The sequence below is a fragment of the Actinomyces sp. 2119 genome (genome assembly GCF_003591215.1).
GTDB lineage: Bacteria > Actinomycetota > Actinomycetes > Actinomycetales > Actinomycetaceae > Actinomyces > Actinomyces lilanjuaniae.
Genome location: NZ_QYRR01000005.1, coordinates 289334 through 307270 on the forward strand (window position 1 = coordinate 289334; position 17937 = coordinate 307270).

Annotated in this window: 15 protein-coding genes and 2 pseudogenes; 10 read left to right on the forward strand and 7 right to left on the reverse strand. The window is 69.6% G+C overall.

Annotated features, from left to right (window positions below; genetic code table 11):
* Positions 1 to 83 precede the first annotated feature (83 nt).
* The 6 genes and pseudogenes from D4740_RS08010 (at position 84) to panD (ending at position 5281) form a co-directional block, all read left to right on the forward strand.
* Positions 84 to 578 carry a PH domain-containing protein gene (locus tag D4740_RS08010; protein WP_119836399.1) on the forward strand — a complete coding sequence of 165 codons (495 nt, stop codon included), beginning with the start codon at positions 84 to 86 and terminating at the stop codon, positions 576 to 578.
* Between the two features lie 8 nt (positions 579 to 586).
* Entirely contained in the window at positions 587 to 2347 is a 1761-nt protein-coding gene (locus D4740_RS08015; RefSeq protein WP_119836444.1) for a PH domain-containing protein, read from the forward strand.
* Positions 2348 to 2359: 12 nt separating this feature from the next.
* Positions 2360 to 3391 (forward strand): Rossmann-like and DUF2520 domain-containing protein, encoded by a 1032-nt coding sequence (locus D4740_RS08020; RefSeq protein WP_259390740.1) that lies wholly within the window; start codon positions 2360 to 2362, stop codon positions 3389 to 3391.
* Positions 3392 to 3503: 112 nt separating this feature from the next.
* Positions 3504 to 3635: pseudogene (locus D4740_RS08025) on the forward strand (DivIVA domain-containing protein); the annotation flags it as partial.
* Positions 3636 to 3786: 151 nt separating this feature from the next.
* Complete coding sequence (locus D4740_RS08030; protein ID WP_259390741.1) at positions 3787 to 4815, forward strand: pantoate--beta-alanine ligase; 1029 nt, start codon at positions 3787 to 3789, stop codon at positions 4813 to 4815.
* Positions 4816 to 4825: 10 nt separating this feature from the next.
* On the forward strand, positions 4826 to 5281 hold the full coding sequence (gene panD / locus D4740_RS08035; RefSeq protein WP_119836401.1) for an aspartate 1-decarboxylase: 456 nt from the start codon (positions 4826 to 4828) through the stop codon (positions 5279 to 5281).
* A gap of 56 nt (positions 5282 to 5337) precedes the next feature.
* On the opposite strand, the gene D4740_RS12890 is transcribed toward panD, so the two are convergent.
* Entirely contained in the window at positions 5338 to 6306 is a 969-nt protein-coding gene (locus tag D4740_RS12890; protein WP_182911368.1) for an endonuclease domain-containing protein, read from the reverse strand.
* A gap of 177 nt (positions 6307 to 6483) precedes the next feature.
* Here D4740_RS12890 and D4740_RS08045 point away from each other — a divergent pair, with 177 nt between their 5' ends.
* Together D4740_RS08045 and D4740_RS08050 are read left to right on the forward strand one after the other, a co-directional pair.
* The gene (locus tag D4740_RS08045; RefSeq protein WP_119836402.1) at positions 6484 to 7746 is read left to right on the forward strand and encodes a hypothetical protein; all 1263 of its coding nucleotides are present in this window, start codon (positions 6484 to 6486) and stop codon (positions 7744 to 7746) included.
* 155 nt (positions 7747 to 7901) lie between these two features.
* Entirely contained in the window at positions 7902 to 9650 is a 1749-nt protein-coding gene (locus tag D4740_RS08050) for a lysine--tRNA ligase (RefSeq protein WP_243106909.1), read from the forward strand.
* Between the two features lie 117 nt (positions 9651 to 9767).
* On the opposite strand, the pseudogene D4740_RS13325 reads toward D4740_RS08050, so the two are convergent.
* A pseudogene (locus D4740_RS13325) lies at positions 9768 to 9884 on the reverse strand (LUD domain-containing protein); the annotation flags it as partial.
* Between the two features lie 51 nt (positions 9885 to 9935).
* On the opposite strand from D4740_RS13325, the gene D4740_RS08060 reads away from it, so the two are divergent.
* Together D4740_RS08060 and D4740_RS08065 are read left to right on the forward strand one after the other, a co-directional pair.
* Entirely contained in the window at positions 9936 to 10166 is a 231-nt protein-coding gene (locus D4740_RS08060) for a hypothetical protein (protein ID WP_119836403.1), read from the forward strand.
* Between the two features lie 9 nt (positions 10167 to 10175).
* A complete protein-coding gene (locus D4740_RS08065; protein ID WP_119836404.1) occupies positions 10176 to 10589 on the forward strand; it encodes a PIN domain-containing protein in 414 nt (137 codons plus the stop codon).
* 132 nt (positions 10590 to 10721) lie between these two features.
* Here the strand turns inward: D4740_RS08065 and D4740_RS08070 are convergent, their stop codons facing one another.
* The 5 genes from D4740_RS08070 to D4740_RS08090 form a co-directional block, all read right to left on the reverse strand.
* Positions 10722 to 11372, reverse strand: coding sequence for an LUD domain-containing protein (locus D4740_RS08070; RefSeq protein ID WP_119836447.1), 651 nt, complete (start codon positions 11370 to 11372; stop codon positions 10722 to 10724).
* A complete protein-coding gene (locus tag D4740_RS08075) occupies positions 11372 to 12955 on the reverse strand; it encodes a LutB/LldF family L-lactate oxidation iron-sulfur protein (protein WP_119836405.1) in 1584 nt (527 codons plus the stop codon). Before D4740_RS08075 ends, D4740_RS08070 begins: the two co-directional genes overlap by 1 nt.
* Positions 12952 to 13755 (reverse strand): (Fe-S)-binding protein, encoded by an 804-nt coding sequence (locus tag D4740_RS08080; protein WP_119836406.1) that lies wholly within the window; start codon positions 13753 to 13755, stop codon positions 12952 to 12954. The genes D4740_RS08075 and D4740_RS08080 overlap by 4 nt, the downstream gene beginning before the upstream one ends.
* A gap of 506 nt (positions 13756 to 14261) precedes the next feature.
* Complete coding sequence (locus D4740_RS08085; RefSeq protein WP_119836407.1) at positions 14262 to 15743, reverse strand: mannitol dehydrogenase family protein; 1482 nt, start codon at positions 15741 to 15743, stop codon at positions 14262 to 14264.
* A gap of 231 nt (positions 15744 to 15974) precedes the next feature.
* Positions 15975 to 17321 carry an RbtT/DalT/CsbX family MFS transporter gene (locus tag D4740_RS08090; RefSeq protein WP_119836408.1) on the reverse strand — a complete coding sequence of 449 codons (1347 nt, stop codon included), beginning with the start codon at positions 17319 to 17321 and terminating at the stop codon, positions 15975 to 15977.
* Between the last annotated feature and the right edge of the window lie 616 nt (positions 17322 to 17937).

Genomic DNA, 17937 nt, shown 5'->3' on the forward strand with positions numbered 1-17937 from the left:
TGCCTGGGCTGCCCGGGCTCTTGTGCGCTGCGGCGTCCGTCGCTGCACCGGCAGTCAGCGACTAGTCTGATGTCAGGAGAGTGATGAGCAGCGCGGCTGGTGCCTCCCTGGCGCCGTGGGACGTCGTCTTCGAGCCGGTCTCGCCACGGCTGGTGACTGCCCGGCTGGTGGTCAACAGTGCTGTTGACGCCGTGGTCCTGGTGGCTGCTACGGTGCTTGCGGTCCTGGTCAGTCCCTGGCTGGCTGGTCTGGCCGCTGTTGCCGTGGCGCTGGCCGCCTGGGAGGCGTGGCTGATCCCGCGCCAGGTCCGTGCCCTGGGATACGCCCTGGAGGAGGACCACCTCCTGTGGCGGCGGGGAGTGATGTTCCGCCGGGTGTCGGTCATCCCCTACGGGAGGATGCAGCTTGTCGAGGTCTCCCAGGGACCTCTGGCGGCTCGGCTGGGTATTGCCGAGGTCAGGCTCCACACGGCCTCCGCCTCCACCGACGCCACGATCAACGGGCTGCCGCTGGCCCAGGCTGAGCGCCTGCGCCAGGTCCTGTCTGAGCGGGGCGAGGAGAGGATGGCGGGGCTGTGATCTCCCCCATGACCACCACCGCTCGGGAAGTGGGAGACGTCGGAGCCCGGTCCCCGGGCCGGGGCGGCGCAGCGGCTGCCGAGCCGCGTGACGTGGTCTGGCACCGGGTCTCCGTGGTGACGCCCTTCCTGGAGGGCTGGAAGACCGTGACCGGTGTGCTCGCGGTGATCCTCGTGCGCAACATTGAGGAGACGCTGGCGGCCTACCGCTACCTCAGGGAGCACGGAACGGTGCTGCGCGGGCCGTTTCCCTACCTTCTCGCCGTGATCGCGCTCCTGCTGCTGGGCTGGGCGGTGCTCGGCCTGGTGTCGTGGTGGCGCCGCTCCTACGCGGTGGACGCCGACGGCGTCTACCTGCGCAGCGGGATCCTGGTGCGTCGGCTACGCGTGGCTCGTCTGAGCCGTATCCAGTCGGTGAGCACCGTCTACCCGCTGCTGGGGCGGCTGCTGGGACTGGGCCGCCTCACGGTGGAGGTGGCAGGCGGGCGGGGGAGCCGGGTCGTCATCTCCTTCCTGCGCACCGGGGAGCTCAACGCGCTGCGTGACCAGATCCGCCACCTCACCGAGGCCGGTCCTCCTCCCGGGGACCACCTGGAACAGCTCTCCGGGGACGTGTCCGCCGGGCAAGCCGCCTCCGGGGTCGGCACTACCGGCCTGCACCAGCAGCCACCCGCCCAGGCCCGGGTGCAGGAGGTGCGCGGGGCAAGGGCCTCACGGCAGGGAGCCTCCGGCGGGGACCGCCGTGACGACCAGGTGCGGGGCAGCCACCGGGACAACCAGGAGCAGTTTCTCTACGAGGTGGGTACGGGCGTCCTCATCGGGTCGATCCTGCGCAGTGTCGCGGCAGTGGGGGTGGTGCTGGGAGCGGTCTCCTACGCTGCGGTTGTCCTCGCGCTTGTCGTTCTTGACGGAACCGAGCTGACCCTGGCGCTGCTGCTCAACCTGTGGGGGATGCTCGCCTTTCCTGTTATCTGCTGGTCCTATGCCTGGCAGCGTCTCACCCGGGGGTGGCGCTTCCGTGCCCTGGCGACCCCGCAGGGCATCCGCATGCGCTACGGCCTGACCTCTGAGACTACGCGGACACTGCCTCCCGGGCGCGTCCACGCCGTGAGCCTGGCCCAGCCGCTCCTGTGGCGGCGGAAGGACTGGTGGACGGTGGAGACCTCCGTAGCCGGCATGGAGGAGGCAGGGGAGGCCGGCTCCTCCAGGCTGGTCTCGGAGAGCCGCCTGCTTCCCGTCGGGAGCCGGCAGACCGCTCTGCTCGCCCTGGGCATGGTCGTCCCCGACCTGGGGCTGACGGGCTGTCCCCCCACCCTGGTCGATGGCGTGCTGAGCGGACGCGATGACGACGGCGTGGGGGACACCTCCGCCCCGGTCGGGGCGCCTGGGCGTGGCCTCATCCGGGTACCCCGGCGCGCGCGGCTGTTCTCGCCCCTGGCGTGGCGGCGCGACGCGGTGGCCCTGACCGAGACCTGCGTTCTTATCCGGGGCGCGCGCTGGACGCGCAGGGTCAGCGTCGTCCCTTATGAGCGTGTCCAGTCGATCAGGATCACGCAGGGGCCCTGGGCACGGCGGTGGGGCCTGGCGGGTCTTCGCCTGGACATGGTCTCCACCAGCGTCACCACCTCGGTCGGCAACCTGGCACTCAGCGACGCCACCGCGCTGGCACAGGAGGTCTCCCTGCGTGCGCTGCGGCGTCGCAGGGCGGAGGAGGCGGAGCGCTGGATGGAGCGGGCTGCCCGGATGCTACCGGGAGGGGGCCAGGCGTGAGACGATCGTGGCATGACGGTGGACATGACGACAGGTACCGGTGACGCACCGCAGCCCTCTTCCTCCGCTGACTCTCCCGGTGATCTGCCCGATGACCTCCCCCCTGCTCCTGGTCCCTCCCCGGCACGTACCTCCCGGCGTGCGGCGATCAGGCCTGGGCGCCTGGGGGTCGGCATTATCTCTGCGGGGCGCGTGGGGGCGGTCCTCGGCTCGGCGCTCATGGCGGTTGACCACCAGGTGGTCGGCGTCCACGCGGTCTCCGAGGCCTCCCGCGACCGGGCGGAGCTGCTGCTGCCCGGTGTCCCTGTCCTGGACGTCGATCAGGTCGTCGACAGGGCCGAGCTGGTGCTGCTGGCTGTGCCCGACGACGCGCTCAGCCCCTTGGTTACCGGACTTGCTGACCTTGGCCGCTGGCAGCCGGGACAGATAGTCGTCCATACCTCTGGCCGCTACGGCGTAGGCGTCCTGGAGCCTGCCCGGCGCTGCGGGGCCATCCCGCTGGCCCTCCACCCGGCCATGACCTTCGGGGGCTGGTCTGCCGACACGGCCAGGCTCGCCGGGTGCCCGATGGCGGTGACAGCCCCTGCCGCTGTCCTCCCGATCGCCCAGGCCCTGGCGGTTGAGCTCGGCGGGGAGCCGTTCGTGCTGGAGGAGGAGGCCCGTCCCGCCTACCACGCTGCCCTCGCCCACGGTGCCAACCACCTCGTGGTCCTGGTGGACCAGGCCGTGCGTGCCCTGGCTGCCGCAGGAGTTGCGGAGGGTGCCGCCACTGTGCGCCCGCTGCTGGTCGCAGCCCTGGAGCGAGCGTTGAGCGAGGGCCTGTCAGGGCTGAGCGGGCCGGTCTCCCGGGGCGACGCCGGAACCGTCGCCGGGCACCTGGAGGCCCTGGGTGCCCTGCGGGACGGGCAGGGACACCGCCTTGACGACGTCGTCTCCTCCTACCGCCATCTTGCCGAGGCCGCGGTGCAGCGCTGCCAGGAGGAGCACAGGCTCACTGACGTCCAGGCACAGCGGCTGCGAGAGGTCCTGTCCCCTGATTCGTGACCAGGCGGGTGTGAGACGGCCGGGTGCCGCAGGCGCGGGAGTGGCACCATTGGGTGTCGTCTACACTGCCTGGGCCGGGCCCGGGCCTTCCTGAAGAACCAAGGAGCACGCTATGCCGCTGACCGCCAACGACGTCCTCAACAAGAAGTTCCAGCTGACCCGGCTTCGTGCGGGCTACGAGCAGGACGAGGTCGACGCCTACCTCGACGAGGTCGTCGAGGCCATGCGCCTCCTGGAGGCCCAGGTCGGTGCGGTCGGCGCTGCGGCAGGTCCCGGTGAGGAGCAGATCGCGGCAGCGGTCGCCCCGCGTGACCACCGTATCGAGGAGCTGGAGCGGGAGAACGCCTACCTGCGCGGCGAGCTGGAGGCCGCTCGTGCCCGCGCGGGGGACTCTCGTGCCCAGTGAGCCGGTGCCCTCCGGGCAGCAGCCGTCCACTGGCCCGCTGCTGGTGAGGACCCGTGACGAGCTGGCGCAGGCCCTGGCGGACCGGCCCGGCCCCCGTGCCGTGGTCATGACGATGGGAGCCCTGCACCAGGGGCACCTGGACCTGGTGCGGCAGGCGGTGCAGCGCGTCGGCACGCACGGGACCGTGGTGGTGACGATCTTCGTCAACCCGCTTCAGTTCGCCGCCGGAGAGGACCTGGAGACCTACCCTCGCGACCTCGGCGGCGACCTGGCCAGGCTGGAGGAGGCCCTGGGCGGGACGGGAGGCTCCGAGGCGGCGGTCAGTGAGGCGGGCGGGAGGAGCAGCACCGGTGCCGACCGCCTGGTGGTCTTTGCCCCGACCCAGCAGGAGGTCTACCCCGGTGGACAGCCGCAGGTTCGTATCGACCCGGGGCCGGTAGGGCGTGTCCTGGAGGGCCGTACCCGGCCCACGCACTTTGCCGGTGTCTGCCAGGTGGTCCTCACCCTGCTCCACCTGACGGCACCCCGTTGGGCGCTGTTCGGCCGCAAGGACGCCCAGCAGCTCGCGGTCGTGCGCGCCATGGTGCGCGACCTGGCTGTGCCCGTGGAGGTCGTCGCGGTGGATACCCGCCGGGAGGCTGACGGGCTGGCCATGAGCTCACGCAACGCCTATCTCTCGCCTGAGGAGCGTCGGCAGGCACTGGCTCTGTCCCAGGCGCTCACCGCAGGCCGTGAGGCGGCGGCCGCAGGCGCGCGGCCCCAGGAGGTGCGGGAGGCGGCGCTCAGGGTCCTGGAGCGCGCCCCCGGAGCCAGGGTGGACTACGTGGCGCTGGTGGAGCCGGACACGTTCGTGGACCTGGCCGGGGTCGGGCTCGGCCTGGTGCCGCAGGCTCCCGGAGGCCGGCTGGGCCAGGTGAACGAGGTGAGCCGGCGTCAGGGTCTGCTGGCCGTGGCGGCCTGGGTGGGGGCGACCCGGCTCATTGACAACACCATCCTCGAGCTGGCGGCGCGGGACTAGGCTGGGTGTGATGACGACCCGTACCCGCACGATGATGACCTCCAAGATTCACCGGGCCACGGTGACCCGGGCTGACCTGGATTACGTCGGCTCCGTCACCGTGGACACCGACCTGCTTGAGGCGGCGGACATGCTTCCAGGTGAGCGCGTGGACGTCCTGGATTGCACCAACGGCAGCCGACTGACCACCTACACCATCCCCGGCCCGCGCGGCTCGGGGGAGGTCTGTGTCAACGGCGCGGCCGCCCACCTGGTGTCTCCCGGAGATGTCGTCATCCTCATCGCTTACTCCCAGCTCAGCGACGCCGAGGCCCGTACCTACGTGCCGCACGTGGTCTTCGTCGACGAGCGCAACCAGGTCGTCCACCTGGGAGGCGACCCGGGGGCGGTGCCCCAGGACGCCCAGGCGGCCCGCGTCCAGGGGCTGCGCTCCTCGGGCCTGACCTTTGAGGAGGCGCGCGCCTGACCCTAGGCGCCGTCCCGGCGGTTCACGCGTGTGATCGTCTCCCATGTGCATCAAGGTCAGTGATGCACATGGGAGCCTTGACCGTCATTCCAGAGCCGCCCAAGCTTCCGCGCGATTGCAGGGCTATAGGGGTCCACGATAAAAGATGAGCGTGCAACTCCGCGCATCGCGCCCACGACAGTGCTCACAATGGCACGCTCGCCTTCCATGACGTCCTGGTGGGGCAGCCGAATCGTCACGTACCCGAGCCGGGCGGCCGCGTGCTCGCGGTGCCGGTCCTTGCGGATCTGCTCCCGTGAGCTGTGGAACTCGTAGCCGTCTATCTCGAGGATGAGCCACCCCTCGACAAGGAAGTCCACCTCGCCCACGTCCTCGATCCACACGCCGCACTCCACCCGCAGCCCGGCACGGCGCAGCGCCAGGCGGACTACTGTCTCCAGCACGGACCTGGTGCCCGGCTCGGTCTGGGCAAGGCGGTTGCGCGCGGTGGCGGCGTACCGGGAGGTCAGGAGGTCAGACACCTCCTCGCGGGTAACATCCCCGCGGTGGAGCGCAGCGTCTGCGACCGCGACGGCAGGTGTCTCATCCATGCAGACCAGGCAGCAGGCAACGACCTGGGCTGGGACGACGAGTGGCAGGCCGTCAACCGTCATCGGGGTGAGCTCGAGGACACGGTGGAGCCGGACACCGTCGAGCGGGCGCTTGACGGAGGCACGGACACCATGGTTACGGCTGACGGCGACGTGGACCTCCTCTGGCGGGTGCAGCACGGGGTAGCCGAGGACCTCCGCCGCGCTGGCGCAGGTCAGATGGCCCCGGAAGGAACGCGCGACCACGGTGCGGTGGTCGGTGTGGAGGGCCACCAGGAGAGAGCGGCCCTGACGGTGGAGAAGCCCAGCAGCCAGGGCGACCTTGACAGCCTCCTGCTCAGCAGGGGTGTGGGCGACCTCGTCGGAGTGCGCGGCCCCGTGCAGGGAGGCGACGTGCTCCAGGAGAAGTGAGACGGCGGCGTCAGCGTGGTTCATATGCTGACGCTGCCTTGCGGTGGCCGGTTCCGCTCGGCTGGTGCTGCGGCTGCCCACCGGTGGTTGAGCCTGGCTGGCGAGAGCGCCCCCTGTGGTGACCGGGTCGTGCTGACATCGCGAGTACGCTGAGCTCGTGGGCGAAAAGAAGACAAGAGGGCGACAAAGGATGTGATAGGCATGACACAGGCGGGTGCGGATGGTCCCGGGGAGAATATGCAGGTTTATGTCCGCCGTGAGCTCACACTGGACGACGTGGTTGCGGCGGTCCCGGCTGGTTACGCCGTGGAGGGCGTTGACGGCGACGGGGCGTACATCACCGTGCGGCGTGAGGGGACAAAGGAGGTCCTCGCCGTCCTGGAGGAGAACTCCCTGGACATGGACTTCCGCTTCTACGACTATCTCGTCGAGGTCTCCGGCAAGGACGCCATGCACTTTGTGTACGACGTACACGAGGTGAGTTCTGGGCGCCAGCCGCGTGATCGCCGGTCAGCGTGCGACCGCAGGCTCGAGCTGGCCGTCCGCCTGGCCCAGGCCGGTGACGGCGTGGTCGCGGACGCCCTGACCCGCCAGCTGTGGCCAGAGCCTGGGCCGCACGTGCCGGACTACGACCTTGACGCGGAGGACGAGGAGCCTGGACCCAGGGTGCGGGTGGTCTGCATGACCTGGTACGTGCGCCACCGGGTGTGCAGCCAGCCGGTGCACGCCTGGGTGCGGGCGCTCAGCGCGGTCGCCCCACAGTGGCTTCCTACCAGGTACACGGGCGTCGCCCGGATGTGGCCCTTTGACGTGGGGCGCCTGGAGGAGGTCGAGGAGCGCTGGCGCAGCGACGAGGACGGGGTCAACATGGACTCGCCCTCCCCGATTGACCTCGCCTTGTTTCGCCATCTGGATCCGCGTGAGCCCCATGGCATGTACAGGGTTGAGTGCGTGGTGCCCGCCGAGGCCTTCATCCCTGCTGACACTCCCGCTGGCTCCCCAGCAGAGGTGCCGCTGCTGCACGAGCTGTTCACCACCGTTGCTGACGAGCTCCAGGCCGAGCTGGCTCTTGCCGAGGTCCTGGACGGCTGGGAGCGCAGCGACAGGGGCGACGTCATGCCGGTGGAGTCGCCGCCCGAAGAGGAGTCGGAGTGGGCGCAGAGCCTGAAGGACGGTGCCGCACTGGTGGCCGGGCTGCCCGAGAAGCCGGTGTGGTGGACCTGGCTCGGCCCGGCCTACGAGCGCCTCGTGTACTCAGCGCTTCCCGGACTTCGCGGGGCATGGGACCAGCACCGCTCGCGTCATGGCCTGACCCTGGTGCCTGCTGGCCTCGACCTGGTGCCGACAAAGGCTGACGCACTACCCGCGACCTGGTTCCCGCAGGAGTTCTGCTTCTGGACGCGGCGCCGACGGTTCGGCAGGCCTAGGCGCAGGCCTGCCGACCGGTTGCCGCAGTGGGACTGACCAGGTGGTATGCGTGGGCACCGGCTGCCTGGGCTGGTGCCCGCAAGGCAGCCGGTGGGCCGGGTGGGTCTGGCGGGCGGCTGGTGGGTCGGCTGGATCTGGTGGTTCCAGTGGGCAGCCGGTAGGCAGCCAGCGGACCAAGTACACTCTGCTGGGTGACTGACACCCCTGGCTCCCTGAGCCCTGCGACCAATGAGAACAGCGCCCGCAGCGCCCAGTACCCTGACACCAGGAGCGGGGGGAGCCGGGGTGGAGAGCCTGCGCGGGGCGTCCCCAGGGAGTCCGCTGCCAGCCATGCCGGGCACGCTCCCGCCCAGCCGTCCTCGCATCCCGGACCCGGCGAGCAGTTCGAGGTCCGCGCAGGCAAGCGTGAGCGGCTGCGCCAGGACGGCTGGGACCCCTACCCGGTCACCGTGCCGGTGACGACCACGATTGCTGCCGTCAGGCAGCAGCTCGGCCACCTGGAGGCGGGTGTGGAGACGGACACCGTGGTCGGCGTAGCCGGGCGGGTGGTCCTCCTGCGCAACACCGGCAGGCTCTGCTTCGCCACCCTCCAGGACGGGGCGGGAGCCACCCTCCAGGTCATGCTCTCGGCCAGGTCCCTGCCTGCCAGCGGCCACTCCAGCCTGGTCGCCTTCAAGACGGACGTCGACCTGGGGGACCACCTCTTTGTCCACGGCCATGTCGGTACCTCCCGCCGGGGCGAGCTGTCCGTCTTCGCGGAGCCGGTGCTGGCTGAGGGCGCTGACCTGGCCACGGCGACTGACGGCGACGTGGTGGTCCCGGCCTGGCGCATCGCCTCCAAGGCCCTGCGACCGCTGCCCAAGACCTGGACCAACGAGGCCGGGGAGGCCGTCACCCTCTCGGAGGAGCAGCGGGTGCGGCGTCGGGAGCTGGACCTGCTGACACGCCCGGCGGCGCGCGACATGGTGCGTACCCGGGCAGCCGTGGTCCGCTCTATCCGCGACAGCCTCCACCGCCGCGACTACCTGGAGCTGGAGACCCCCATGCTCCAGGTGATCCACGGCGGGGCGGCGGCGCGGCCCTTCACCACCCACATGAACGCCTTCGACACCGACCTCTACCTGCGCATCGCCACGGAGATCTACCTCAAGCGCGCCGTGGTGGGTGGTGTGGACCGCGTCTTCGAGATCAACCGGAACTTCCGCAACGAGGGTGTGGACTCCTCCCACTCCCCGGAGTTCACCGCCCTGGAGGCCTACGAGGCCTACTCGGACTACCACGGCATGGCCGAGCTGACCCGTGACCTCATCCAGGCGGCCGCCCGCGACGCCTTCGGGCTGGCTGAGGGCCAGGAGGTCGTCACCCTGGCTGACGGCACCGAGTACGACCTGTCCGGCCAGTGGGCCATGATCGACCTCTACACCTCGGTGTCCCAGGCCCTGGGGGAGGAGGTCACCGTGGAGACCCCGCGCGGGCGGCTGGTGGGCCTTGCCGAGGCCCACGGCATCGACGTCAGCGACTACGCGGTGCCGGGGAAGATCGTCGAGGACCTCTTTGAGGAGCTCGTGGGCTCCACCCTGTGGGAGCCCACCTTTGTCCTGGACTTCCCGGAGGACACCTCGCCACTGACCCGCTACCACCGCAGCCGTCCGGGGCTGACGGAGAAGTGGGACCTCTACGTTCGTGGCACGGAGACGGCCACTGCCTACTCCGAGCTGGCCGATCCCGTGGTCCAGCGCGAGCGCTTCGAGGCTCAAGCCCTGGCCGCCGCCAAGGGCGACCCGGAGGCCATGGTCCTGGACGAGGACTTCCTGGTGGCTATGGAGCAGGGGTTCCCGCCCTGCGGCGGCATGGGCATGGGGATCGACCGGGTGCTCATGGCCCTGACCGGCCAGGGGATCCGGGAGACCATCACCTTCCCCATCGTCAAGCGGTCCTGAGACCAGCCCCTGGGAGGGGCCGCAACGACGCCTGTGCTCCGGCACCTGGCCGCCTTGATTCCGCAGGTTCCTGCGGTTGTCGCGCAGCCGCCCGAGTTGGCTGCCTGGGCTGGCTCCGTGGGCGATGACCACCCCGAGGCTGTAGGGGCCGTGCACGCCCTGGACGCGTACGAGCTCGATGTCGGCCGTGGCGCTGGGGCCGGCGATCCAGGTCACCGGGCGCGCGGGGTGGCGGCTCGGGACCGTTGAGCTTGTGCGGCACAGAACTAGTGCCACACTGGTCGTGTGGCCACACTGACTCTCTCCGTTGATGCCGACGTGCTTCGTCGTGCCCGGATCCGCGCGCTCGAGCGCAATGAGTCTGTCAACCAGTACCTCAGCGACATGCTGGAGCGCTACGCGGGTACCAGCCAGCAGGACGCTGTGGAGTCGCTGCTTGCTCTGGCGGACGCCAGGCCAGCAAGCAGTGGCGGGGGCGGACGCGGGTGGAGCCGCGAGGACCTCTATGATGTCTAGGCCCCTTTGATGGTGAGGGTCTTCCTGGACACTAATGTCCTTGCCTACGCCTTTGACAGCGCTTCTGCGTCCAAGCAGGCAGCAGCACGAGCCGCCCTGACAAGTCACCGTGACTTCACCGTGAGCACCCAGGTGATGCTTGAGCTGTTCGTCGTCCTGACCAGAAAGCTGAGGCCTGCATGGCCGACTGAGGAGGCCAGGCGCGTTCTCCACCAGGTCGCGGACCTCGGGGTGGTCCTCGCTGACCGTGCGCTGGTTGAGCGGGCACTGATGACCGCTCAGAGGCACCAGCTCTCCGTCTGGGACGCCACGGTGCTTGAGGCTGTGGCCGAGTCCGGCTGCGGTGAGCTGTGGACCGAGGACCTGACGCATGGCAGCGTCCTGCGCGGGGTGAGAGTTGTCAACCCCCTCCTGAGCGCCTAGAGCGTGTTGGGAACGTTGGATGCGCTCGGAGCCGACTGAGCCGGTTGCTGAGCCGGTTGTGCTGAGGCGTGTGGTGCACCCAGGCAGGCGCTTGGGACCTCCGGTGTCCCAGGGGTGCCTGCCTGGGCAGGCTCAGTGGGCGATGACTACCCCGAGGTTGCGGGGGCCGTGGACGCCCTGGACGCGCACGAGCTCGATGTCGGCCGTGGCGCTGGGGCCGGCGATCCAGGTCATCGGGCGCGCGGGGTGGCGGCTGAGGATATCGACAGCCTGTGGCACCGTGGGCACGATCGTCTCGCGCTCCAGCACGCACACGTGACGGTCGGGCACCAGGGAGATGGCGCGCCTGCCCTGGTCGGGCTCGCCGTCGAGCACGATAGTCCCCGAGATGGAGATGCCCAGGCGCGAGCAGGTCACCACCGCGTCGATTGCGTCCAGGTCGAGGGTGGCGACGGGGGCCTCGCGCGAGTCCACGTGCACACTGCGACCCCGGCGCGCGGCGGCCTCCTTGTAGGTCTGCGGCAGACCTGCGGGCACCACCACGCTGCGGGCCTCGCCCAGGAGCTCGTCAACGGCCTGGACGACGCCAGTGTCGGTGGCCTCGGTGCGCACCAGGGCGTCGTAGTCCTCGAGCTTGCTCACCATGTCGGCCACGACTGGCGGTGACCCGGGCTCGTGCTCGCCCACGCGGATGTAGTCGCGCGGGACCGGACGCGCGGGGCCGCGCTGGGAGCGCGATACCGCGTCGCGGGCGCGGGCAAGAACGGCGGTACGTGCGTCCATCACTGGTCCTCCTGGGAAGCTGCCTGGGGTGCGGTGGCGGCCTCACCGGGCCTCCTCCCCGACGTCGGATGGGTGCGTGCCCACCACTGGCGGAAGCTCTCCGCAGGCGCCTCGGGGATGTCGCGCGCGCCGGTCCACTGCGAGGCTGGGAAGGGCAGGGCACCGATCCGGCCGTCTCTGCTGACCAGCCGTGAGGCCTTGACCGCCTGCTGGGCCAGTGACCACAGGCGGCCGTCACTCATCGCCGGCGCGGTGGCCTTCATGGCCACGTCCCACATGCCTGGCACGACCCTGCGTCTGGCCTCCACGGTGCGGGCGCGCAGGTGGATGAGGATCGTGGGGATGTCGATGCTGACCGGACAGGCCTCCCCGCAGGCCCCGCACAGGGAGGAGGCGAAGGGCAGGGTGTGGACCGGGTCGTCCTCGGACAGTCCCTGGGTCAGCTGGGGGGTGAGGATCGCGCCGATGGGGCCGGGGTAGACTGATCCGTAGGCGTGGCCGCCGGTGTGCTGGTAGACCGGGCAGATGTTCATGCACGCGCCACAGCGGATGCAGTGGAGGGCCTCGCGCCCCACCGGGTCGGACAGGACCTTGGTGCGCCCGTTGTCCATGAGGATGAGGTGGAACTCCTGGGGGCCGTCGCCCGGGGTGACTCCCGTCCACATTGAGGTGTAGGGGTTCATGCGCTCTCCCGTGGCGGAGCGCGGCAGGATCTGGGAGAAGATCTCCACGTCCTGGAAGCGGGGGACGAGCTTCTCGATGCCCATGAGGGTGATGAGGGTGTCCGGCAGGGTCAGGCACATGCGCCCGTTGCCCTCGGACTCGAAGATCGAGACGGTCCCGGTCTCGGCGATGCCCATGTTGGTGCCTGAGACGGCCACGGAGGCGTGGAGGAACTTTCTGCGCAGATGGGCACGCGCTGCCCCGGCCAGCTCGACCGGGTCGTCGGAGAGATCGGCGGGGGCGTCCTCCATGCGGTCCAGGAAGATCCCGCGCACCTCGGAGCGGTTGCGGTGGATCGCGGGCACCACGATGTGTGAGGGCATGTCGTCGGCGAGCTGGACGATCATCTCGGCCAGGTCGGTCTCGTGGGCGGTGATCCCCTCGGCCTTGAGGTGCTCGTTGAGGTTGGTCTCCTGGGTGGCCATCGACTTGATCTTGACGACGTCGTCCACCCCCTTGGCCTTGATGATGCTGGTGACGATCCGGTTGGCCTCGGCGGCGTCGCGGGCCCAGTGGACCACGCCGCCACGCGCGGTGACGTTGGCCTCGAACTGCTCCAGGTAGTCGGGCAGGTGGCTCATGACCTCGTTCTTGACGGCGCTGGCCGCCTCGCGCAGCTGCTCCCAGTCAGGCATCTCCGCCGCACGCATGTCCCGCTTGCCACGGATGGTGCGGGTGGCCCGGCCCAGGTTGGAGCGCAGCTGGGTGTTCTGGAGGGTCTTGTGTGCGGCCTGGGGGAAGGTCTCCCCCCAGCGCAGGGTGTCGGTAGGAATAGTGACCGTGGTACGCCAGCCGCCGGTACCAGGCTCCTGGGCGGTAGGCCTGGAGCGGGTAGGCATGCCGAGAAAGACGCTGCTCATCGTGGTGTGGCCTCCTGGGTGTCCGCGGCAAAGGAGACGTTGCCGTGGAAGGGCTGGTCCTTGGTCGAGGCGAGGATCTCTGCCAGGTGCATGATCCGCACCCCGGAGTTGATGCGTGACAGTCCGCCTCCCACGTGCATGAGGCAGGAGTAGTCGCCCATGCACAGCACCTCCGCCTGGGTGGACATGACGTTGGAGACCTTGTCCGCCAGCATCGCGGTGGAGGTCTCGTGGTTCTTCATGGAGAAGGTGCCGCCGAACCCGCAGCAGACCTCCTCCTCGGGCAGGGGGAGCAGGGTGAGTGCCTCGACGGCGCGCAGCAAGCGGTAGGGCCGGTCACCGACCTTGGTGATGCGTAGCGAGTGGCAAGTCGGGTGGTAGGTCACCCGGTGGGGGAAGTAGGCACCGACGTCGGTTACTCCCAGGACGTCAACGAGCAGCTCGGGCAGGTCGTAGGTCCTGGCGGCGACCTCGGTGGCGCGCCGGGCCAGGGACGGGTTACCCACGTGCTCGGCGACCTGGGCCTGCTCGTGACGGGTGGCGCCTGTGCAGGAGCCCGAGGGGACGACGATGGCGTCCCACTCCCCGTCCAGGACCGGCTCAAAGGTCCGCACGTGGTTGGCGACCAGGGCGGAGGCCTGCTTGAAGTAGCCGGTGTTGGCGTGCATCTGGCCGCAGCACACCTGCCCTTCGGGGAAGACCACCTCGTGGCCAAGGCGTTCGAGGATGGTGACGGTGGCCTGCGGGGCTTGGGGGAACATCGAGTCCCCGATACAGGTGGCGAAGAGAGCGATGCGCACGGAATAACCTCCACGACGTCGTTGGCGGGAAGATGGCTGGCGGGAGGGTGGCGAGGACTTCTCTACCGTATTCGCTAGGAGGGCGTGGCGCGCGATGTGGTGGCTGGAGGCTGGCGGCCTGGGGCGGGGAGAGATCGAAGTGGTGCCATGACGCCGAGAAGCCTCTGCCGTCCGTGTCGCGTGAGGGTAGTGGCGGGGGAGCGCCGGGTCGTGATCTGCGCGTGATTAAGCAAGCGAGGACTGCGCTTTTTCTGAGGCCGACAGCCTCTGTGGTCACGAGTCCTCTGCCTCGGGGCGGGAGGAGGGGGAACTCGGGGCGGGAGGAGGGGGAACTCGGGGCGGGGGGGAGCGGGAAGATGACGTCCCACAGTGGTACGAGAATCAGGGGCGGCCCCGGGTGTGTGAGGACCCGGGTCAACCTTCCCACCGACAACGAGACGTGGGACAGGCGGCCCCGGGTGTGTGAGGACCCGGGGCCGCCCCTGAGCTGTCGCAGAGGGGTCCGGTCAGGCCCTGCCCCCCTCGTCCACCAGCGCCCTCATGCGCGCGCGCGCGCCCTCGCGGCGCAGGGCAGCCAGCTCCTCAAGGAAGGTGGTGCGGAACCGCTCGTCGTCGGCGAGGTCCCCGAAGACCTCCCGGTGACCGATGAAGGCGAGGTCCTCGCCCGCCTCCTGCCTCTCCGCGAGTGGCCGCAGGTCGTCGGCCACCGGGATCTCCTGCCCGTTCTCGTCGGTGCCGAGAGCCCCCAGCGACCAGGCGGCGCACATGGCTGCTCCCAGTCGTACAGGTCCGTCGGCTGCCAGGTTGTCGCGCACAGTCGGCAGCACGAACTTCGGCATCCCGGAGGGGCCGAACTGTGCCAGCCGCAGCAGGGTGTCCGCGATCGCCTCGTTGGTGAAGCGCTCAAAGAGCGTGTCGATGTAGGTGTCCAGGTCGATGCCGGGCACGGGCAGCAGGCGCGGCCGTGCCTCGCGCTGCAGGTAGGTGCGCACCCATGCGGCGATATCAGGGTCGGCGGCGGCGGTGTGGGCGTAGTCGATGCCCAGCAGCCGCCCCCAGTGGGCCAGCCCCTGGTGGGCGGCGTTGAGCAGGCGCAGCTTCATGAGCTCGTAGGGGACTACGTCCTCCACCAGCTGGGCGCCGACCTCCTCGAAGGCGGGGCGCCCTGCGGGGAAGGCGTCCTCCAGGACCCACTGGGTGAAGGGCTCGGCGACGACGGGCCAGGCGTCGTCCAGGCCTTCCAGGGCGCGGACCTCCTCAATGTCTGTCTGCGTGGTCGCGGGAGTGATGCGGTCCACCATGCAGTTGGGGAAGGAGACGTTGTCCTGGATCCACCCGGCCAGCTCGGGATCGCTCATCCGTGCCTGGGACACGACGGCGGTCCTGGCGACCTTTCCGTTTCCGGGAAGGTTGTCGCAGCTCATGACGGTGAAGGGCTGGGTCCCGGCCTCACGGCGGCGGCGCAGCGCCTCCACGACGTAGCCGAAGGTCGTCGTGGGCTGCCTCGGGTGGGTTGCGTCGTGGAGCGCCCCGGGGGAGTCGGTGCGGAAGGACCCGGTGGCGTCGTCAATGTTGTAGCCGCCCTCGGTCACAGTCAGCGACACGATGCGGGTCGTGGGTGCGGCCATGACCTCCAGGACGGCCTCAGGGTCGTCGGGGGCGAAGAGGTAGCGGTGGAGCGAGCCGATGACCGCGGGCTCGCGTCGCCCGCCAGGGTGCTTGAGCACGAGGGTGTACAGGTGGTCCTGGCCCTCCAGGGCGTCGCGCATGCGGGCGTCGCCGGGCAGCAGACCGACACCGCAGATGCCCCAGTCCGCCGCCTTGCCCTGGCGCATGAGGCGGTCGACGTACATGGCCTGGTGGGAGCGGTGGAAGCCGCCCACGCCGATGTGGACGATGCCGGTGGTGACGGCGGAGCGGTCGTAGTCGGGAGCCAGTGGTGACTCGGCCAGTGACAGGCCGGGGGCCGCGGGTGAGCTGGTGGTCATGATGGTCTCGCTTTCTTCAGCGGTGAGTAGAGTGCATGGTTGGGGGCGTGCGTTGTCTGGGTGTGAGAAGGGGGTGGTGGGCACTGGTCCTGCCAGGGACACCGCCATAGTGCCATGGTCCCTGTAGTGTGCCTGTCGTGGCGCCTGTGGGGAGTGGAGAGACCGTATTCCCAGGTATTCCCAGGTATTCCCAGGTATCCCCAGGTCCCGGCGGGTGCCCGCCACGCACCCCTAGCGTGCGGCTTCCTTGTCCCTGATCTCCTTGTCCCTGATCTCGGGCTCCTCGTGCAGGACCCGGGCGTTACCCGGGAGCTTGAGGAAGAACAGCAGGATGAAGGAGATGCCGTAGATGCCGGCCAGGGCCAGCCCGGGAGCGGCGTAGTCGCCAGCGGTGTTGCCGTCGCCGATCAGCAGCAGCGAGACGATCCCCGGGCCGACGAAGGCTCCTAGCCCTGCGCCGAGGTTGAGGATGGCCAGGGAGTTGCCGGTCTCCCCCTTGGCGTGGGCCATGACGAGCGGTGTGGTGGGCACGTGCGCGGACAGGCCGATGCCGATGGCGGCCATGCCCAGTGAGACGAGCCAGAAGTTCGGCCCGGCGACCATGGGGATGAAGTAGAGGTAGACCAGGGAGGCCCCGGTCAGCGGCGCGGCGATCCACTGGAGGGTGTTGCGCCAGCCCAGCTGGTCCCCGACCACGCCCCACACGACGTCCCCGATGATGGCGACGAGCCCGAAGACCGCGAAGGCGCGGGCGGCGTCGGCCTCCGGCATCCCGTAGACACGGTGGAGGTAGACCAGGTAGTAGGCCTGCATGCCGTACTGCCCGGACAGGTTGATGACCTTGACGATGCCCATGAGGGAGACCTTGGGGTGGCGCCACAGGACGCTGACTCCCTCAAAGAGGGAGGTCGCCACGGACACGCCCGTGGTCCGGGTGGAGGAGGGATGACGCAGCAGGAACAGCCACAGGATGGTGCCACCGATGCCGGCCAGTACCAGGCCCAGCCAGAGAGTGGCGATGTGTCCGATGGGGTTGAGCAGCAGGGAGGACAGCCAGGAGCCGAGGAGCTGCATGCCCAGGGAGAAGGCGAACCAGAACCAGCCTGAGGCGGCACCCTGCCGTTCGGTGGGGGTTACCATCATGACCCAGGTGAGGAATCCGTAGGCAAGCATCGGGTATCCCAGTCCCCGCGCCCCGTAGAAGACCATGACCAGGGGAAGGTTCCCCGACGGCAGGCCGACGGCGATGAACAGGAAGTCGAAGACCATGAAGGACAGGAAGCCGATGAGCATGACCCTGCGCGGCCCGATGCCGTCGCACAGGGCTCCGGAGAGGAACGCCCCGATCGCGACGACGACGCCGTAGGCGGTGTAGACGTCGGTGCCCTGTGATGTCGCGAAGCCGACGGCGTCGCTGGACAGGTAGCTGACGATCCATACGGCCTCGATCCCGTCACCGATGACGAAGATGATGACCGCCAGGAAGCCCAGCGCCAGGTTGGTAGGGAAGCCGGTGCGCTGGATCGCGGCCACCAGTGTGCGCTGGATCGCGGCCACCAGTGGGTTTGAGCTAGGCATTGATAGACCTCTGGTGTGAGACGACGGTGTCTGCGGGCTTGTCCGGTGGTGACGGTGCCGTGGCTTCCGTAACCGCGACCGCCCGTGTCTCTATCGTGGGGTGTGGTGCAGGTCGTGTGGTTGCCCGGTCTGGTGGGAGGGCGTGACCGTTTTCTGACTGCTTGTCGCCCGGTGCCCCCGGTCGTCGAGACTGTGCTGCTGCGGTGTTTTTAGCGGCGCCTTCCGCGGTGTCTTCGCGCTGCTGGTGCGGCCTGTGAGAATGCGGCCGCGCGGCGAGGGGACTGATGGGGAGAACTGGCGAGCAGGGGTGTGCCGGGCACTGGCTGACCGCTGTGGACCGTGACGGTGACCGCTTCGTGGGGGCGGGGTGAGCAGGTTCGCGAGACTTTGTGCAGGTACGCAGCTCTCTTGTGCCCATCTGCATGTGTACAGTTCTCCTGTTCCTTGGTGAGGCAGGACAGGCCTGAGTTCCCTGCTGAGAGCAACAGAAGGTGTGCCATGTTGTCGGTTGTTGTTTCAGTCCTTGTCGCCCTGGTGGCGCTGGTTGTGGTGGTGGCCGTGGTGCACCGGGGCAGCGGGCCGCGCACCCGTCTGCTCCAGCTGGCCGCCGCATCCA